This window comes from Blastococcus sp. SYSU DS0753, from assembly GCF_054051175.1.
The window spans coordinates 25,301-39,961 of record NZ_JBJHAT010000004.1 but is presented as its reverse complement, the minus strand read 5'-3'; the positions used below and the strand labels follow the sequence as shown (position 1 = coordinate 39,961).

The 14,661-nt window shown below is 74.2% G+C and carries 12 protein-coding genes, 1 tRNA gene and 1 other RNA gene; 2 read left to right on the top strand and 12 right to left on the bottom strand.

Annotation, left to right across the window (positions count from 1 at the left end; genetic code table 11):
• Positions 1–27: 27 nt before the first annotated feature.
• The 10 genes from ACI799_RS04905 to ACI799_RS04860 form a co-directional block, all read right to left on the bottom strand.
• The gene (locus tag ACI799_RS04905; RefSeq protein ID WP_456588238.1) at positions 28–1,185 is read right to left on the bottom strand and encodes an ABC transporter ATP-binding protein; all 1,158 of its coding nucleotides are present in this window, start codon (positions 1,183–1,185) and stop codon (positions 28–30) included.
• Positions 1,182–2,225, bottom strand: coding sequence for an ABC transporter ATP-binding protein (locus tag ACI799_RS04900; RefSeq protein WP_456599014.1), 1,044 nt, complete (start codon positions 2,223–2,225; stop codon positions 1,182–1,184). Before ACI799_RS04900 ends, ACI799_RS04905 begins: the two co-directional genes overlap by 4 nt.
• Positions 2,222–3,163: an ABC transporter permease gene (locus ACI799_RS04895; RefSeq protein ID WP_456588240.1), complete on the bottom strand. Its 942-nt coding sequence runs from the start codon at positions 3,161–3,163 to the stop codon at positions 2,222–2,224. Before ACI799_RS04895 ends, ACI799_RS04900 begins: the two co-directional genes overlap by 4 nt.
• A gap of 31 nt (positions 3,164–3,194) precedes the next feature.
• On the bottom strand, positions 3,195–4,199 hold the full coding sequence (locus tag ACI799_RS04890) for an ABC transporter permease (RefSeq protein ID WP_456588241.1): 1,005 nt from the start codon (positions 4,197–4,199) through the stop codon (positions 3,195–3,197).
• A 109-nt stretch (positions 4,200–4,308) separates the two neighbouring features.
• Positions 4,309–6,012: an ABC transporter substrate-binding protein gene (locus ACI799_RS04885; protein ID WP_456591088.1), complete on the bottom strand. Its 1,704-nt coding sequence runs from the start codon at positions 6,010–6,012 to the stop codon at positions 4,309–4,311.
• Positions 6,013–6,233: 221 nt separating this feature from the next.
• Entirely contained in the window at positions 6,234–6,833 is a 600-nt protein-coding gene (recR, locus tag ACI799_RS04880) for a recombination mediator RecR (RefSeq protein WP_456568695.1), read from the bottom strand.
• A 42-nt stretch (positions 6,834–6,875) separates the two neighbouring features.
• Positions 6,876–7,214 carry a YbaB/EbfC family nucleoid-associated protein gene (locus ACI799_RS04875; protein ID WP_456591087.1) on the bottom strand — a complete coding sequence of 113 codons (339 nt, stop codon included), beginning with the start codon at positions 7,212–7,214 and terminating at the stop codon, positions 6,876–6,878.
• A 128-nt stretch (positions 7,215–7,342) separates the two neighbouring features.
• On the bottom strand, positions 7,343–9,691 hold the full coding sequence (locus ACI799_RS04870; protein ID WP_456612543.1) for a DNA polymerase III subunit gamma and tau: 2,349 nt from the start codon (positions 9,689–9,691) through the stop codon (positions 7,343–7,345).
• 167 nt (positions 9,692–9,858) lie between these two features.
• Positions 9,859–9,954, bottom strand: an RNA gene (gene ffs / locus ACI799_RS04865) — signal recognition particle sRNA small type.
• A gap of 88 nt (positions 9,955–10,042) precedes the next feature.
• Positions 10,043–10,127: transfer RNA gene (locus ACI799_RS04860), tRNA-Ser, on the bottom strand.
• 163 nt (positions 10,128–10,290) lie between these two features.
• On the opposite strand from ACI799_RS04860, the gene ACI799_RS04855 reads away from it, so the two are divergent.
• Both ACI799_RS04855 and ACI799_RS04850 read left to right on the top strand, forming a co-directional pair.
• Positions 10,291–10,638, top strand: a complete 348-nt coding sequence (locus ACI799_RS04855; protein ID WP_456612542.1) for a hypothetical protein — start codon at positions 10,291–10,293, stop codon at positions 10,636–10,638.
• Positions 10,639–10,658: 20 nt separating this feature from the next.
• Entirely contained in the window at positions 10,659–12,320 is a 1,662-nt protein-coding gene (locus ACI799_RS04850; protein ID WP_456612541.1) for a serine/threonine-protein kinase, read from the top strand.
• A gap of 42 nt (positions 12,321–12,362) precedes the next feature.
• Here ACI799_RS04850 and ACI799_RS04845 read toward each other — a convergent pair whose 3' ends face one another.
• Positions 12,363–13,034 (bottom strand): ABC transporter ATP-binding protein, encoded by a 672-nt coding sequence (locus ACI799_RS04845; RefSeq protein WP_456591083.1) that lies wholly within the window; start codon positions 13,032–13,034, stop codon positions 12,363–12,365.
• A gap of 52 nt (positions 13,035–13,086) precedes the next feature.
• Complete coding sequence (locus ACI799_RS04840) at positions 13,087–14,607, bottom strand: ABC transporter permease (protein ID WP_456612540.1); 1,521 nt, start codon at positions 14,605–14,607, stop codon at positions 13,087–13,089.
• Positions 14,608–14,661: the final 54 nt, after the last annotated feature.

Here is a 14,661-nt window from a genome sequence, read left to right as displayed (position 1 = left end):
GAGCTTCCTATGCCCGGGGCGGCAGGGTCAGCCCTGCTCCTGACGGGGCAGCGGCTCGTCCCGCCCGAGGAAGGGGGTGGGGTCGTCGTCGCCGCGTCGGGTTGGCCCCGGACGGGCGGCCGCGGCTGCGTGCAGCGCCTCCTCCGGCGACCGCGGCCGCAGCACGCCGTCGCGGATCTCCTCCGCCCAGTGGCAGCTGACCAGCCGCCCCGGCGCCAGCTCGCGCAGCGCGGGCACCTCGTCGTCGCACCGCGTCTCCTGCCGCCACGGGCAGCGGGTGTGGAACCGGCAGCCGCTGGGCGGGTTCGCCGGCGACGGCAGGTCACCCGCCAGCAGGATCCGCTCCCGGCTCTCCTCGACCTCCGGGTCGGGCACGGGGACGGCGCTCATCAGCGCACGCGTGTAGGGGTGCAGCGGCTGCTCGTAGAGGTCGTCGGCCGGCGCCTGCTCCACCAGGGAGCCCAGGTACATCACGCCGACGACGTCGCTGATGTGCCGCACCACCGCGAGGTCGTGCGCGATGACCAGGTAGGTCAGGCCGAGCCGCTCCTGCAGCTCCTCCAGCAGGTTGAGCACCTGCGCCTGCACCGACACGTCGAGGGCGGACACCGGCTCGTCGGCGATCAGCAGGTCCGGCTCGAGCGCCACGGCGCGGGCGATGCCGATCCGCTGCCGCTGGCCGCCGGAGAACTCGTGCGGGTAGCGGCGCAGCGCCGCCGAGGGCAGGCCGACGGCGTCGAGCAGGGTGCGGATCCGCTGCGCGATCCCCTCCTTGCCGCCGCCGATGCCGTGCGCGCGCAGCGGCTCGGACAGCAGCGACTCCACGTTCTGCCGCGGGTCGAGGCTGCCCAGGGGGTCCTGGAAGACCATCTGCATCCGCTGGCGCATCCGCCGCAGCGGCTCACCCTTGAGCGCGGCGACGTCGGTGCCGTCGAAGAGCACCCGCCCGGCGGTGGGCTCGACCAGCCGCAGGATCGCCCGGCCCAGCGTCGACTTGCCGCAGCCGGACTCCCCCACCAGCCCGTAGGTGGCTCCGCGCGGGACGACGAGGTCGACGCCGTCGACGGCCCGCACGTGCCCGACGGTGCGGTCGAAGAAGATCCCCTGCTTGATCGGGAAGTGCACCTCGAGGCCCTCGACGCGCAGCAGCTCGTCCTGGCCGGGAGCGGTCGGGACGGCGGTCATCGGGCGGCTCCGGAAGCGGTCGCCCCGGCGGTCGGGGACGGCGGGTACTCGATCGGGTGCCGGCAGCGCAGCTCGCGACCGGGGCCGTCGTACTCCAGCGGCACGGTGCTGCCGGAGACCTCGGTCAGGCAGTCGTCGCGGGCGTTGTCGCAGCGCGGCGCGAAGGCGCACCCCTCCGCCCACGGGATGGCGTCGGCGGCCGAGCCGCGGATCGGCGTGAGCGGTGCCCCGCGAGCGGAGTCCAGCCGCGGCACCGAGGCCAGCAGCCCGCCGGTGTAGGGCTGGCGGGGCCGGGCGAAGAGGTCGTGCCGGTCGGCGGTCTCGATGATCTTCCCCGCGTACATGACGTGCACCCGGTCGCAGAGCCCGGCGACCACACCGAGGTCGTGGGTGATCATCACCAGCGCCGTCCCGGTGTCGACGACGAGCTCGCGCAGGAGCTCCAGGATCTGCGCCTGGATGGTGACGTCGAGCGCCGTCGTCGGCTCGTCGGCGATCAGCAACCGCGGCGAGCACGCCAGCGCCATGGCGATCAGCGCGCGCTGGCGCATGCCGCCGGAGAGCTGGTGCGGGTACTCCTTCAGCCGGCGCCGCGGGTCGGGGATGCCGACCTTGTCCAGCAGCACGATCGCCTCGTCGGCGGCCTGCCCGCGGTCCATGTCCCGGTGCTCCAGCAGCACCTCGGTCACCTGGGTGCCGATGGGCACGGTGGGGTTCAGCGAGGACAACGGGTCCTGGAACACCATGGCCATGTCGGCCCCGCGCAGCCGGCGCAGCGTCCGGTCGTCGGCGCCGACCAGCTCCTGCCCGTCCAGCCGGACCGAGCCGGACACCTGCACGCCGCGCCGGGGCAGCAGCCCCATGATCGCCAGCGAGGTGACCGACTTGCCGCAGCCGGACTCCCCCACGAGACCGATCGTCTCGCCGGGGGCGACGGAGAAGCTGACGCCGTCGACGGCGAGGGTCGGGGCCTCGCCGCGGCGGGTGAACCGGACGGCGAGGTCCTCCACCACGAGCACCGGTGCCTGCAGGCTGCTCACCTCCGGAACTTCGGGTCGAGGGCCTCGCGCAGGCGTTCCCCGAGCAGCGTGAACCCGAGCGCGACGACGATGATGCACAGCGCCGGCCACACGGCGAGCGCCGGCCGGATGGACAGGAAGTCCTGGGCGTTGGCCAGCATCGCGCCCCACTCGGGCCGGGCGATGTCCGGGTCGCCGAGGCCTAGGTAGGAGAGCGCGGCGGCCTCGATGATCGCCGTCGCCAGGGAGAGCGTGGCCTGGACGATCACCGGCGACAGCGAGTTGGGCAGCACGTGCCCGAACACGATCCGCGTCTTCTTCACCCCGAGCGCCTGCGCGGCAACGGCGTAGTCGCTGCCGCGCTGGGCGAGCATCGAGCCGCGCAGCAGCCGGGCGAACACCGGCACCTGGACGACCGCGATCGCGATCATCAGCGCGTACTGGTTCTGGCCCAGCAGCACCGAGACGGTGATCGCCATGAGCAGGCCGGGGATCGACAGGATGATGTCGACGAACCGCATGACCACGGTGTCGACCCAGCCGCCGAAGGCGCCGGCCAGCACGCCCAGGGCCATGCCGACCACCAGGCCAAGCACGGTGGAGACCACGCCGATGAGGAGCGACTGCCGGGCGCCGTAGACCAGCCGGGAGAGCAGGTCGCGCCCGAGGTTGTCCACACCGAGGGGGAAGCCCTCGCGCGCGCCGGGGATCTCACCGGGCCGGATCTCCGACAGCAGGTACTGGGTGACCGGGTCCCTGGGGGCGAGCAACGGCGCGAACGCCGCCACGACGAGGAAGACCAGGACGATGACCGCGCCGGCGATCGCCACCGGGTCGCGGCGGAGCCGCCGGAACGCGCTGCGGGTGAGCGACAGGCCGCCGTCGCCCTCCGGGAGCCGGCCAGCCCGGGCGGCGAGGGCGTCGATGCGCTCGCGCTTGACCTCACCGAGAGCCGTCATCGGCTGCGCTCCTCGTCCGATTCCGCAGGCGTCATCGGACGCGCACCCGCGGGTCGAGCAGGCCGTACGAGATGTCGACCAGCAGGTTCACCAGCACGTACACCACCGCCAGCATGAGGATGAAGCCCTGGAGGACGGCGAAGTCCCGGTAGGTGATCGCGTCCCGGAGGGTGAGGCCCACCCCGCCGAAGGCGAAGACCGTCTCGGTCAGCACCGCGCCCGACAGGAGCAGGCCGGTCTGCAGCCCGATCGTCGTCGACACCGGCAGCAGGGCGTTGCGGACGACGTGCCGGCGGCGCACGGTCGCCGTCGCCAGGCCCTTGGCGTTCGCCGTCCGCACGTAGTCCTCGTTGACGACGTCGAGGACGGAGGCCCGGGTGATCCGCACGATGATCGCCAGCGGGATGGTGCCCAGGGCGATGGCCGGCAGGATCAGGTGCAGCACGGCGTCCCAGGCGGCGTCCCACTCCCGGGTCATCAGCCCGTCCAGGACGTAGAAGTTGGTGATCCGGGTGGCGTCCATCCGGACGTCCTGGCGCCCCGACCCGGGCAGCCAGCCGAGCTCCACGGCGAACAGCAGCCGGAGCAGGTAGGCGAGGAAGAACACCGGGATCGCCACGCCGATCAGCGATCCGATGACGGAGGCGGAGTCGAAGAAGCTCCCGTACCGGCGGGCCGCGAGGTAGCCCAGCGGGATGCCCACGCCGATGGCGAAGATCATCGCGAAGACGGTGAGCTCGATCGTGCCGGGGAACCGCTCGAGGAACACCTCGGTGACCGGCCGGCCGTACTGCGTGGAGTTGCCGAAGTCGAGGGTGACCGCTCGCCCCAGGAAGCGGAAGTACTGGACGTAGATCGGCTCGTCGAGCCCGAACAGCTCGTTGTACCGGGCGATCGCCTCCGGGGTGGCGCGCTCCCCCAGCGCGGCCTGGGCGGGCCCCCCGGGGAGGGCGCGCAGCCAGGCGAAGAGCAGCACCGACAGGCCCAGCAGGATCGGGATCAGCTGGAGGAGCCGCCGGACGATGAATCGGAGCACGAGCTCGCGTCACCCTCTCACTGAGCGGATCCGCCCGACAGGCTCGCGGCGGCCCCCGTGCAGGGGCCCGCCGCGAGCCTGCGCGCGGTGGGGGCGAGGGGGTCCTTCCTCAGTCGTCGATCGACACCGTCGAGAAGTCCTCGGCCGTCAGCGGGCTGGGCTCGAGGCCCTGGACGTCGTCGGCGACGACGAGCGCCGGGGGCGAGTGCGAGATCGGCACCGCCGGCAGAAACTCCTTGATCAGCCGGTTGGCCTCCTGGTACAGCTCCGTCCGGTTCGCCGGGTCGGGCTCGGAGTCGGCCTCGGCCAGCGCGGCGAAGATCTCCGGAGCGCTGAACGCGCCGAACTCCGCGGACGCCTGGTTGTTCTGGTCCTCGGCGAAGAAGGTGCCGATGAAGTTGTAGGCGTCGTTGTAGTCACCGGTCCAGCCGAGCAGGTGGACGTCGGCCTGGCCGGTCTGCACCGCCTGCAGGTAGTCCGGGTTCCACTGGAGGGCGGTGGGCTGCACCTGGAAGCCGACCTCCTGCAGGTCCTCGCTGATGACCTGGAACATCGCCGCCGGGTCCGGCAGGTACGGCCGGCTGACGTCGGTCGGGTAGTAGAACCGCAGCGTCGTGCCGACGGCGCCGGCCTCCTCGAGCAGCTGGCGCGCCCGCTCGGGGTCGTACTCGTAGGTCGGCACGTCCTCGGCCCAGCCGTCGACCGTCGGCGGCATGAAGTTCGTGGCCACCTCGGCGCCCTCGGGGAGCAGCGAGTTCACGATCGTCTGGCGGTCGATGGCGTGGGCCAGCGCCTGGCGGACCCGGATGTCCTGCAGGGCCGGGTTCGCCTGGGTGCCCTCGACGTTCCCGTGGTTGATGCCGAGGTACAGGATGTTGAACGGATCGCGCACCAGCACCTGGAAGCCGGCGTCCTCGAGGCGCTGGTAGTCCGCCGGGGCCACGAAGTCGTAGCCGTCGATCGCACCGGACTCCAGCTCCTGCCGGCGGGTGTTCCCCTCCGGGATGGTGCGGAAGATGATCCGGTCGAGCAGGGCCGGCTCGCCCCAGTAGTCCTCGTTGCGGACGATGGTGACCTCACCGTTGCCGCGGTCCCAGTTCTCGAACCGGAAGGGGCCGGTGCCGGTCGGGTGCTCGAGGGCGTACTCGGTGTAGCTGATCGCGTCCTCGCTGCCGGACAGGTTGTCGGCGTCGTACTCCTGCAGGGCCGTCGGGCTCTGGATGGAGAAGGCGGGCAGCGAGAGCGCGGCGGGGATCTTGCTGGTCACCTGGTTGAACGAGATGACGGCGGTGTTCTCGTCGACCGCCTCGCAGCCCTCGTAGATGCCGGGGTTGTCGCTGTCGGCGAAGCCGCCGAACACCGCCTGGTAGTAGTACGTGGCGCTCGGGCTCTGGGCCAGGCCCTCGAAGTTGTGCCAGCGGTCGAAGTTGAAGCACACCGCCTCGGCGTTGAAGTCCGTCCCGTCGTGGAACTGGACGTCCTCGCGCAGGTTGAAGGTGTACTCGAGGCCGTCCTCGCTGACCTCCCAGTCCTCGGCGAGCGCCGGCACGAGCTCGGTCGTGCCGGGCTCGTTGGTGAGCAGCCCCTCGTGGATCTGGCGGGCGATGCGGAAGGTCTCGCCGTCGCTGGCGAAGGCGGGGTCGAACATCGCCGGGTCGCCGGCGGCCCCGAAGACGAGCGTGCCGCCGGACTGCTCCTCGCCGCTGCCCTCGCCTCCACCGCCCTCCCGGTCGCTGGACGCGCAGGCCGACAACGTGACTGCCGTGAGGGCTGCCGCTGACGCGGCGAGCGCACGGGTGGAGCGACGGGACATCGCGGAAGACCTGCCTTCTCGGCCCTCTCGGGCCGGACGAGCTCCGGACGGGGCAGCCGAGGACGTGCAGGACGTCCACCAGGCGGAGCCCGACCCTAGGACGCCGGGGTCCGTGGCGGCGCGGCTCGGACGCCCATCGACACCATCTCGTGACTTTTCCCGCCGTTCACCCGCCGGTCCCCCGCCGGCTGCCCGCCCGTCGCCCGGCCCAGGCGCCGGCCTCAGGCGTCGATGCGGCGGCGTCCCTCGAAGGCCCGGCCGAGGGTCACCTCGTCGGCGTACTCGAGGTCACCGCCCACCGGCAGGCCGCTGGCCAGCCGCGACACGGCGAGCCCCATCGGGCCGACCAGCCGCGCCAGGTAGGCCGCGGTCGCCTCGCCCTCGAGGTTCGGGTCGGTGGCGATGATCAGCTCCGTGACCGCGCCGTCCATCAGCCGCGTCATGAGCTCCTTGACCCGCAGGTCGTCCGGGCCGACGCCGTCGATCGGGCTGATCGCCCCGCCGAGCACGTGGTACCGGCCGCGGAACTCGCGGGTGCGCTCGATCGCGACGACGTCCTTGGGCTCCTCGACCACGCACAGGACGTCGTCGGACCGGCGCGGGTCGCGGCAGATGCGGCACTGCTCCGCCTCGGCGACGTTGTAGCAGGTCACGCAGAAGCGGACGGACTCCTGCACCCGGGTCAGGGCGGCCACCAGGCGGCTGACGTCAGCCGACTCGGACGACAGCAGGTGGAAGGCGATGCGCTGGGCGCTCTTGGGCCCGACGCCGGGCAGGCGACCGAGCTCGTCGATCAGGTCCTGGACGGCACCCTCGTACACGGTGCTCCTCTGCTGCGAAGTGGATCGGGCGGGCGCGCCCGATCAGAGGCCGGGCAGCCCCATGCCGCCGCCCAGGCCGCCGGCCAGCGGCCCCATGCGGCTGGCGGTCAGCTCGTCGGCGGCGCGCTTGGCGTCGCGGACGGCCGCGACGACGAGGTCCTGCAGGGTCTCCAGGTCGTCGGGGTCGACGGCGTCCGGCGCGATGGTGACCGCGGTGAGGTCGCCGTCGCCGGTCATCGTCGCCGAGACCAGGCCGCCGCCGGCGGTGCCGGTGACCTCGGTGGCCGCCAGCTCCTGCTGGGCGGCGGCGAGCTGCTGCTGCATCTGCTGCGCCTGCTTCATGAGCTGCGACAGGTCGGGCTGCTGGCCTCCGGGGAACATGCCATGAGAGTAGGCCGCGCCTGCGACAGGGGACGGCGCGCCGCCCGTGCCGCCTGCGTCGAGGAGCTGGTCGACCCCCTGCCGGAACCCGTCGCGAGCCTGCGAGCGGCGGGGCAGGGGGTCCTTCCTCAGCTGTCGACCGGTCGGGCGCCCAGCTGGGCGCGGAGCAGCTGCAGGGCCGCCTGCTCCTGGTCGACGACGGGCTCGGGCTCGCGGTCGCCGCCGGCGGAGCTCTCCGCCGCCCGCTCGGCCATGAGCTCCCGCGCCTCGGCCACCTCCGCCGCCCGTGCCGCCTCGCGGGCCGCCGCCGGCGCCACGGGGGGCCCGCCGGCGGCGGGGCCGGCGCCCTCCACGACGACGTCCACCCGCCAGCGGACGCCGAGCAGCTCGTTGAGCGCGTCGCGCACCACGTCCTTGTTCAGGTCGTCGCCGAGCCGCCGGGCCAGGGCCGGCGAGGCGGTCGAGAGCGTGAGGACGCCGTTGGCGAGCTGGTGCACCTGGGCGCTCTGCAGCAGCGCCTCGGTGGTGCGCTTGTGCTTCTTCACCACGGCGCGCAGCTCCGGCCACACCCGGCGGACGTCGGTGGTGGTCAGCTCCCCGTCGCCGGCCGGCTCCTCGGGGTTGGCCGACACGACCGGCGTCGGCTCCCCGCCCCGGGGGGCGGGCGCGGACTCGGCGGCGGCCCGCGGCGGGGACGCCGGCGGACGCGGCTGCTCCACCCGGGCGGCCGCGGCCCGGACGGCGCCGGGCTGGGCCGGGTGCGGCCAGTCCTCGTCGTCGGTGGGCTCCGGCGGCAGCGGGATGTCCGGTTCCTCCGCCGTCACCCGCGGGCGACGGGCGGGGTCCCCGCCGGCCGGAGGTGCGGACGGCGGGGGCGTGGACGGCGGAGCCGCGGACGGCGCGGTGCGGGGACGGCTACCCGGCTGGGCGGTCTCCGGCCAGTCGTCGGCCGGCGCCGGACGGGCGCCCCCGCCCGGTCGCGCGGTCTCGGGCCAGCCGTCCGCGGCCGGTGCGGCAGGGGTCGGCCGGGCGGCCGCTGCCGGAGCGGTCGGCTGCGCAGCCGGTGCCGGAGCGGCCGGCTGCGCGGCCGGCGCGGGAGCGGCCGGCGCGGGCCGCTGCTCGGCAGCGGGCGGCGCCGCCCGGACCTCCGGCCGCGCCGGGGCGGCCGGCTCGGCCGGCGCCTGCGACCTGCGGACGAACTCCCGTCGCGGGCCGGACGGGGCGGCGCGGTCCGGCTCGGGGGCCGGTGCCGCCTCGACCGGCGCGCCCTCGCGGGAGCCGGTCTCCTCCCTCGGCCGCCCGGCGTGCTCGCCGGCGATGGACATCCGGCGCTCGAGCCGCTCCAGGCGCTGCAGCGTCGCGGCGGCCGATCCGTCGGTGGCCGGGAGCAGCATCCGCGCGCAGACCAGTTCCAGCAGCAGCCGCGGCGCCGTCGTCCCCCGCATCTCGGTGAGGCCCTCGTGGACGGTGTCGGCCATCCGCGACAGCGTCGCCGAGCCCAGCGCCTGGGCCTGCTGGTTCATCAGGTCCAGCCGGTCGGGCGGGCAGTCGAGCAGCCCGTTGCCCCCGGCCTCGGGCACGGCGTCGAGCACGATCAGGTCGCGCAGCCGGTCGAGCAGGTCGGTGGCGAAGCGGCGGGGGTCGTGCCCGGCCTCGACCACCCGGTCGACGGCCCGGAAGACCCCCGGGGCGTCGTGCGCGGCGAGCGCGTCGATGGTCTCGTCGAGCAGCGCGTCGTCGGTGACGCCGAGCAGCCCGACCGCGCCCTTGTAGGTGACGCCCTCGGGCCCGGCCCCGGCCAGCAGCTGGTCGAGGATCGACAGCGAGTCACGGACCGAGCCGCCGCCGGCCCGCACCACCAGCGGGAAGACGGTGGGTTCGACGGTGACGCCCTCGGCCTGGCAGGTCTTCTCCAGCAGGGTGCGCAGCGTCGTCGGCGGCACCAGCCGGAACGGGTAGTGGTGGGTGCGCGACCGGATGGTCGGCAGCACCTTCTCCGGCTCCGTCGTCGCGAAGACGAAGACCAGGAACTCCGGCGGCTCCTCGACCACCTTGAGCAGGGCGTTGAAGCCCTGCGTGGTCACCATGTGCGCCTCGTCGACGATGTACACCTTGTAGCGGCTGCTCACCGGCGCGAAGAACGCCCGCTCGCGCAGGTCGCGGGCGTCGTCGACGCCACCGTGGCTGGCCGCGTCGATCTCGATGACGTCCAGCGAGCCCGGCCCGTCGGGCGCCAGCGCCACGCACGAGGCGCACACGCCGCACGGCGTGGACGTCGGCCCCTGCTCGCAGTTGAGCGAGCGGGCCAGGATCCGCGCCGACGACGTCTTGCCGCACCCGCGCGGGCCGCTGAACAGGTACGCGTGGTTGATCCGGCCGCCGTCGACCGCGTTCACCAGGGGCGCGGTGACGTGCTCCTGCCCGACCACCTCGGCGAAGGTCGCCGGGCGGTACTTGCGGTAGAGCGCCAGAGCCACGGGGCGAGGTTACGTGCCGGCCCCGACACGGCGGCGCACGCCGGTGGCCACGGCCGTGGACCGGTCGCGGGACGCGGAGGGCTCCCGACCGGGACATGGGCAGCGGCTGCGCGCACCAGGGGGCGGGCACCTGGCCGCGGTGCGGTCCGGGGGCCGCCGGCGGCACAGCGAAGGACCCCCCGCGCACCCGCCAGAGCCTGCTTATCCTTGCTGCCTTCCGGCCCTGGGGAGGTTCACAGGATGACGCCACGCGAGGGGTCGTCCACCACTGTAGAGGACCGGTCGCCGGCCACCGCCGCGCGCCCCGAACGCGACAGGCCCCGGTGCGGACACCGGGGCCTGTTCCTGCCGCGGAGGATGGGAGATTCGAACTCCCGAGGGGTTGCCCCCAACCCGCTTTCCAAGCGAGCGCCATAGGCCACTAGGCGAATCCTCCAGGTACGGCGTCGATGGTACCGGGCGCCGTCGGGCGGCTCGCCGGGACACCGCGGGGAGGCCCCCGGGGGCGGCGTGCGGCATCCTCACCGGAGAGCGGTTGACCGGGTGGTCGGCGGGGAAGGGCCCGCACCTGCGGGCTGCACAGGAGGAGGGCGCGGGACATGGGCGAGCACGACGAGATCCGGCCGGACGTCGTCGAGACGATCGTCGGTGTGCTCAAGGGCGGCGACGCCGCGGCGCTGCCGGCCGGCGCCACCGCGGCGGAGAAGACGGCGGCGAAGGACCGCTACCTGTCGGACTTCGCCGCCGAGCGGAGCAAGCGCGACCGCCAGGCACAGGCGTGGGAGCTGCTGCTCACCCGCAGCTACGACGAGCCGCCCACCTGGCAGCGCATCTTCGACGACCTCGACGCCGACGTGCACACGGAGCTGGGCGAGCTGTACGACGTCCTGCCCGTGGGCGCGCAGGAGGAGTACGCACGCCGGTACGGCGTGCCCTCCACGGTCTGACCGGGCGCGCCCCGCCACCGATGACCCCACCCGGCACCGCGCCCGGCCGCCTCGTCGCCGGGCGCTACCGCCTGGAGGCGCAGATCGGCGGCGGCGCGATGGGCACCGTGTGGCTGGCCCGCGATGAACTGCTGGGCCGGCAGGTCGCGGTCAAGCAGGTGGTCTTCCCCCTGGGCGCCGGCGAGCGGCAGATCGACGACCAGCGCCAGCGGGCTCTGCGCGAGGGGCGGATCGCCGCACGGTTGACCCATCCGCACGCCATCTCCGTCTACGACGTCGTCCTCGAGGACGGCGTGCCGTGGCTGGTGATGGAGTACCTGCCCTCGCGCAGCCTGGCCGCGGTCCTCATCGAGGAGGGGGTGCTGCGCGAGGACCAGGTGGCGCAGATCGGCGCCCAGGTCGCCGACGCCCTGGCCGCCACCCACGCGGCCGGCATCGTGCACCGGGACGTGAAGCCCGCCAACGTGCTCATCGGCCGGGGGGACCGCGTCGCCGGGCTGGTCAAGATCACCGATTTCGGCATCTCGCACGCCCGCGACGACGTCATGCTCACCCGAACGGGGCAGATCACCGGGACGCCCGCCTTCCTGGCGCCCGAGGTGGCCCAGGGCAAGGAGATGACCGAGGCCAGCGACGTCTTCTCCCTCGGCGCCACGCTCTACACCTGCCTGGAGGGCGTGCCGCCGTTCGGCATGGAGGAGAACGCGCTCGCCATGCTGCACCGGGTCGCCGGTGGCCAGGTCCGCCCCCCGCGCCGCGCCGGTGCGCTGACCGCGCCGCTGCAGCGGATGCTCGCCGCCGATCCGGCCGACCGCCCGACCATGACCGAGGTGCGCGACGAGCTGGCCGCGCTTGCCGGCGGGCGCGACGGCGACCCGACCACGGTGCTGCGCGCACCGACCGATCTGCGCCCGTCCTCCGGCCCGGCCGGGACGGCGGTCTTCCCGGCGGGGGCGTTCGGCACGGCGGCGTTCGGCGCGGCGGCCGCGGACGCCGCTGCGCGCACACCCACACCCGTCCCCGCGGCCGCACGCACACCCGCCCCACCCCCGTCCACCGACCGACCGGGCGCCACGGCTGCACCGCCCCGGCGCCGCCGGCGGGGGGCGTGGCTGGCCGCCGGCCTCCTCGCCGCGGTGCTGTTCGGTGGCCTCGGGGTGTGGCTCGCCACGGCGGGCGACGAGGACCCGGCCGGCTCGGCGAGCGGCGCGGCGACGTCCTCACCGGCACCGGCGACCACCAGCGAGCAGCCGTCGCCGACGGCCACGACCGAGCCGACGCAGCCGACGCAGCCCTCCCCACCCCCCGACGAGGACGACGAGGACGACGAGGACGAGGACGACGACGAGGACCGGCCCCGGGACGATCCGCTGTCCGAGCGGAACGTCCGCGACTTCGTGCGGGAGTACCACCGGTTGGTCATCACCGATCCGGCGGCCGCCTGGGAGCGGACCGGCCCCACGCTGCGGAACAGCATCAGCTACCAGGGCTACCAGGACTTCTGGGACGACTTCCGCGACGTGCGGGTGAGGGACGTCGAGGTGCAGGAGGGCGGGACCACCGCGATCGCCGACTTCGAGTTCCGCTACCCGGACGGCGAACGCGTCCGGGAGCGCCACCGGCTCACCTTCGCCGTCGGCGACGACGGCCGGCTGGTGCTCGACTCCGACGTCCCGCTCTGACCCCCCTCGGGGTCGGCCCGGCCCGCCCCGGCCCGGCGGGGGTCAGGTCCGCTCGCTCACCGCGCCCTTCTTGATCCAGATCCGGCGCTGGGCCCGCTTGGCGACCGTCGAGTCGTGCGTGACGATCACCACGGTCAGCCCGCGCTCCCGCCAGTGGTGCTCGATCAGCTCCATGATCTCGTCCCGGGTCTGCTCGTCGAGGTTGCCCGTGGGCTCGTCCGCGAGCAGCACCCGCGGCTCCTTCGCCAACGCCCGGGCGAGCGCGACCCGCTGCTGCTGGCCGCCGGAGAGCTCCGAGGGCAGGTGGCCGGCGCGGTCGTCCAGCCCGACGTCGGCCAGCGCCCTGGCCGCCCGCTCGGCCCGCTCCTGGGCGGGCACGCCGAGCGGAACGAGACCGGTCTCGACGTTCTGCTGCGCGGTGAGCGTCGGCACCAGGTTGAAGCCCTGGAAGACGAACCCGATGGTGCGTGCGCGCAGCGCGGTGAGCCCGCCCTCGTCCAGGGCCGAGAGCTCCTGCCCGTCGAGGGTGATCGACCCGGACGTCGGCCGGTCCAGCGCCCCCAGCAGCTGCAGGAGGGTGGACTTGCCCCCGCCCGTCGGCCCCTGGACGGCGACCATCTCACCGGCGCCGATCGCGAGATCGACGTCGCGCAGGGCGTCGACGGTGCCGTTCTTCGTGGTGTAGCGCTTCGCGGTCTGGCTCAGGACGTACATCGGGACCTCCGGGTCCGGCGGAGTGGGAAGGAGCAGGGTCGGGGCAGCGGGCTCAGGCGACACTGCGCAACGCCTCCGCCGGGCGCATGCGCGAGGCACGCCAGCCACCGACCGCGCCCGCCAGCAGCCCACCGAGGACGGCGATCGCCACGGCCAGGAGCACGGTGGTCACCGTGACCGGGGCGGAGAGAGTCACCGCGACCGCCGACGCGGCGTCCGCCGCCTCGCGCCCAGGACCGCCGAAGCCGCCCGGGCGGCCACCCGCGCCGGCACCGGCACCGGCACCGGCACCGGCACCGGAGGAGGCCACCGTGGCCGAGAGCTCCGGCGCGACCAGGTTGATCACCAGGACCGCGCCGAGGCCGAGCGCCAGACCGACGGCGCCGCCGAGCAGTCCCTGGGCGAGCGACTCCCCCATCACCTGGCCGACGACGCGGCGGCTGCGCCAGCCCAGCGCCTTGAGCGTGCCGAACTCACGGACCCGTCGGCTCACGCCGGAGAGCGTGAAGAGGACCGCGAGCACGAAGGCCGCGAGCAGGACCAGGGCGGCCAGCCAGGTGCCGAGCGTGCGAGCAAGCTCCGAGGCGCTGGACAGCGAGCCGGACACCTCGCCGGCCAGGTCGTCGGCGGTGCTGACGATGGCGTCGGGGAGGGTGGTCTCGATCGCGGTCTGCACCTCGTCGATCACGTCGGCGGACGCGGCCTGCACGTACAGGGTCGACAGCTGACCGCTCTGCTCGGCGAGCGTCTGCAGAGTGTCCAGGGGCACGAAGACGTCGGCCGCCGTGGTGGCCGACGCCGAGGCGGAGGAGACGATGCCCACCACGGTGAAGTCGGTCCCCCCGAGGGTGACCGTCCCGTCGACGGCGACGTCGTTCTCCGCCGCGTATGTGGCGTCCACGAGGGCGACCTGGGCACCGGCGTCGGACTCGGTGAGCGCGCGGCCCTCGTCCAGCGTCGTGGAGCTCAGCGGGCCGACGGCCTCGGCGGTGAGGTCGACGCCCTCGATGTCGATGCTCGTGACGCTGAAGGAACCACCGCTGCCCGGGCCGGTCGCCGAGCCGTCGTCCGCACTGCCGGGGGCGGGCATCTGCCCGCTGCCGAAGTCGGGGATCTCCCCCGTGAAGCTGGTGCTGGTCATGCTCAGCGTCCCCGCGACGGCGCTCACCCCGTCGATGCCGGCCACGCTCTCGACCGCGGCGGCGTCCATCGTGGCGCCGGAGGTCCGCAGTTGGTCCTGGTCGAACGAGCGGCGACCGCCGGCGGCCTCCGTGCCCTCCTGGTCGAACTGGAAGGTGGGCGGACCACCCGCCGTCCCGCCGCCTCCGGCGGCTGCGTCGGGGCGCTGGGGCGGCGTGCTCACGGTGATGTCGGTGCCGACGCCGTAGACGGACTCCAGGACCTCGTCCTGCGCGTCGCCCACACCTGCGGTCACCGAGGTGACGGTGATGACCAGCGCGATCGCCAGGCCGAGCCCGAGCGCGACGAGCAGGGACTGCCGGCGGCGCTGGCGCAGCTCGCGCCGCAGGTAGGTGAAGAACATTCGTCGCTCCGCGGTGTCGAAAGGTTGCATGCCGCAATGGCGGCTTCGACAGAGTGGAGGCGGAACGATCAGGAGCCCTGTGGC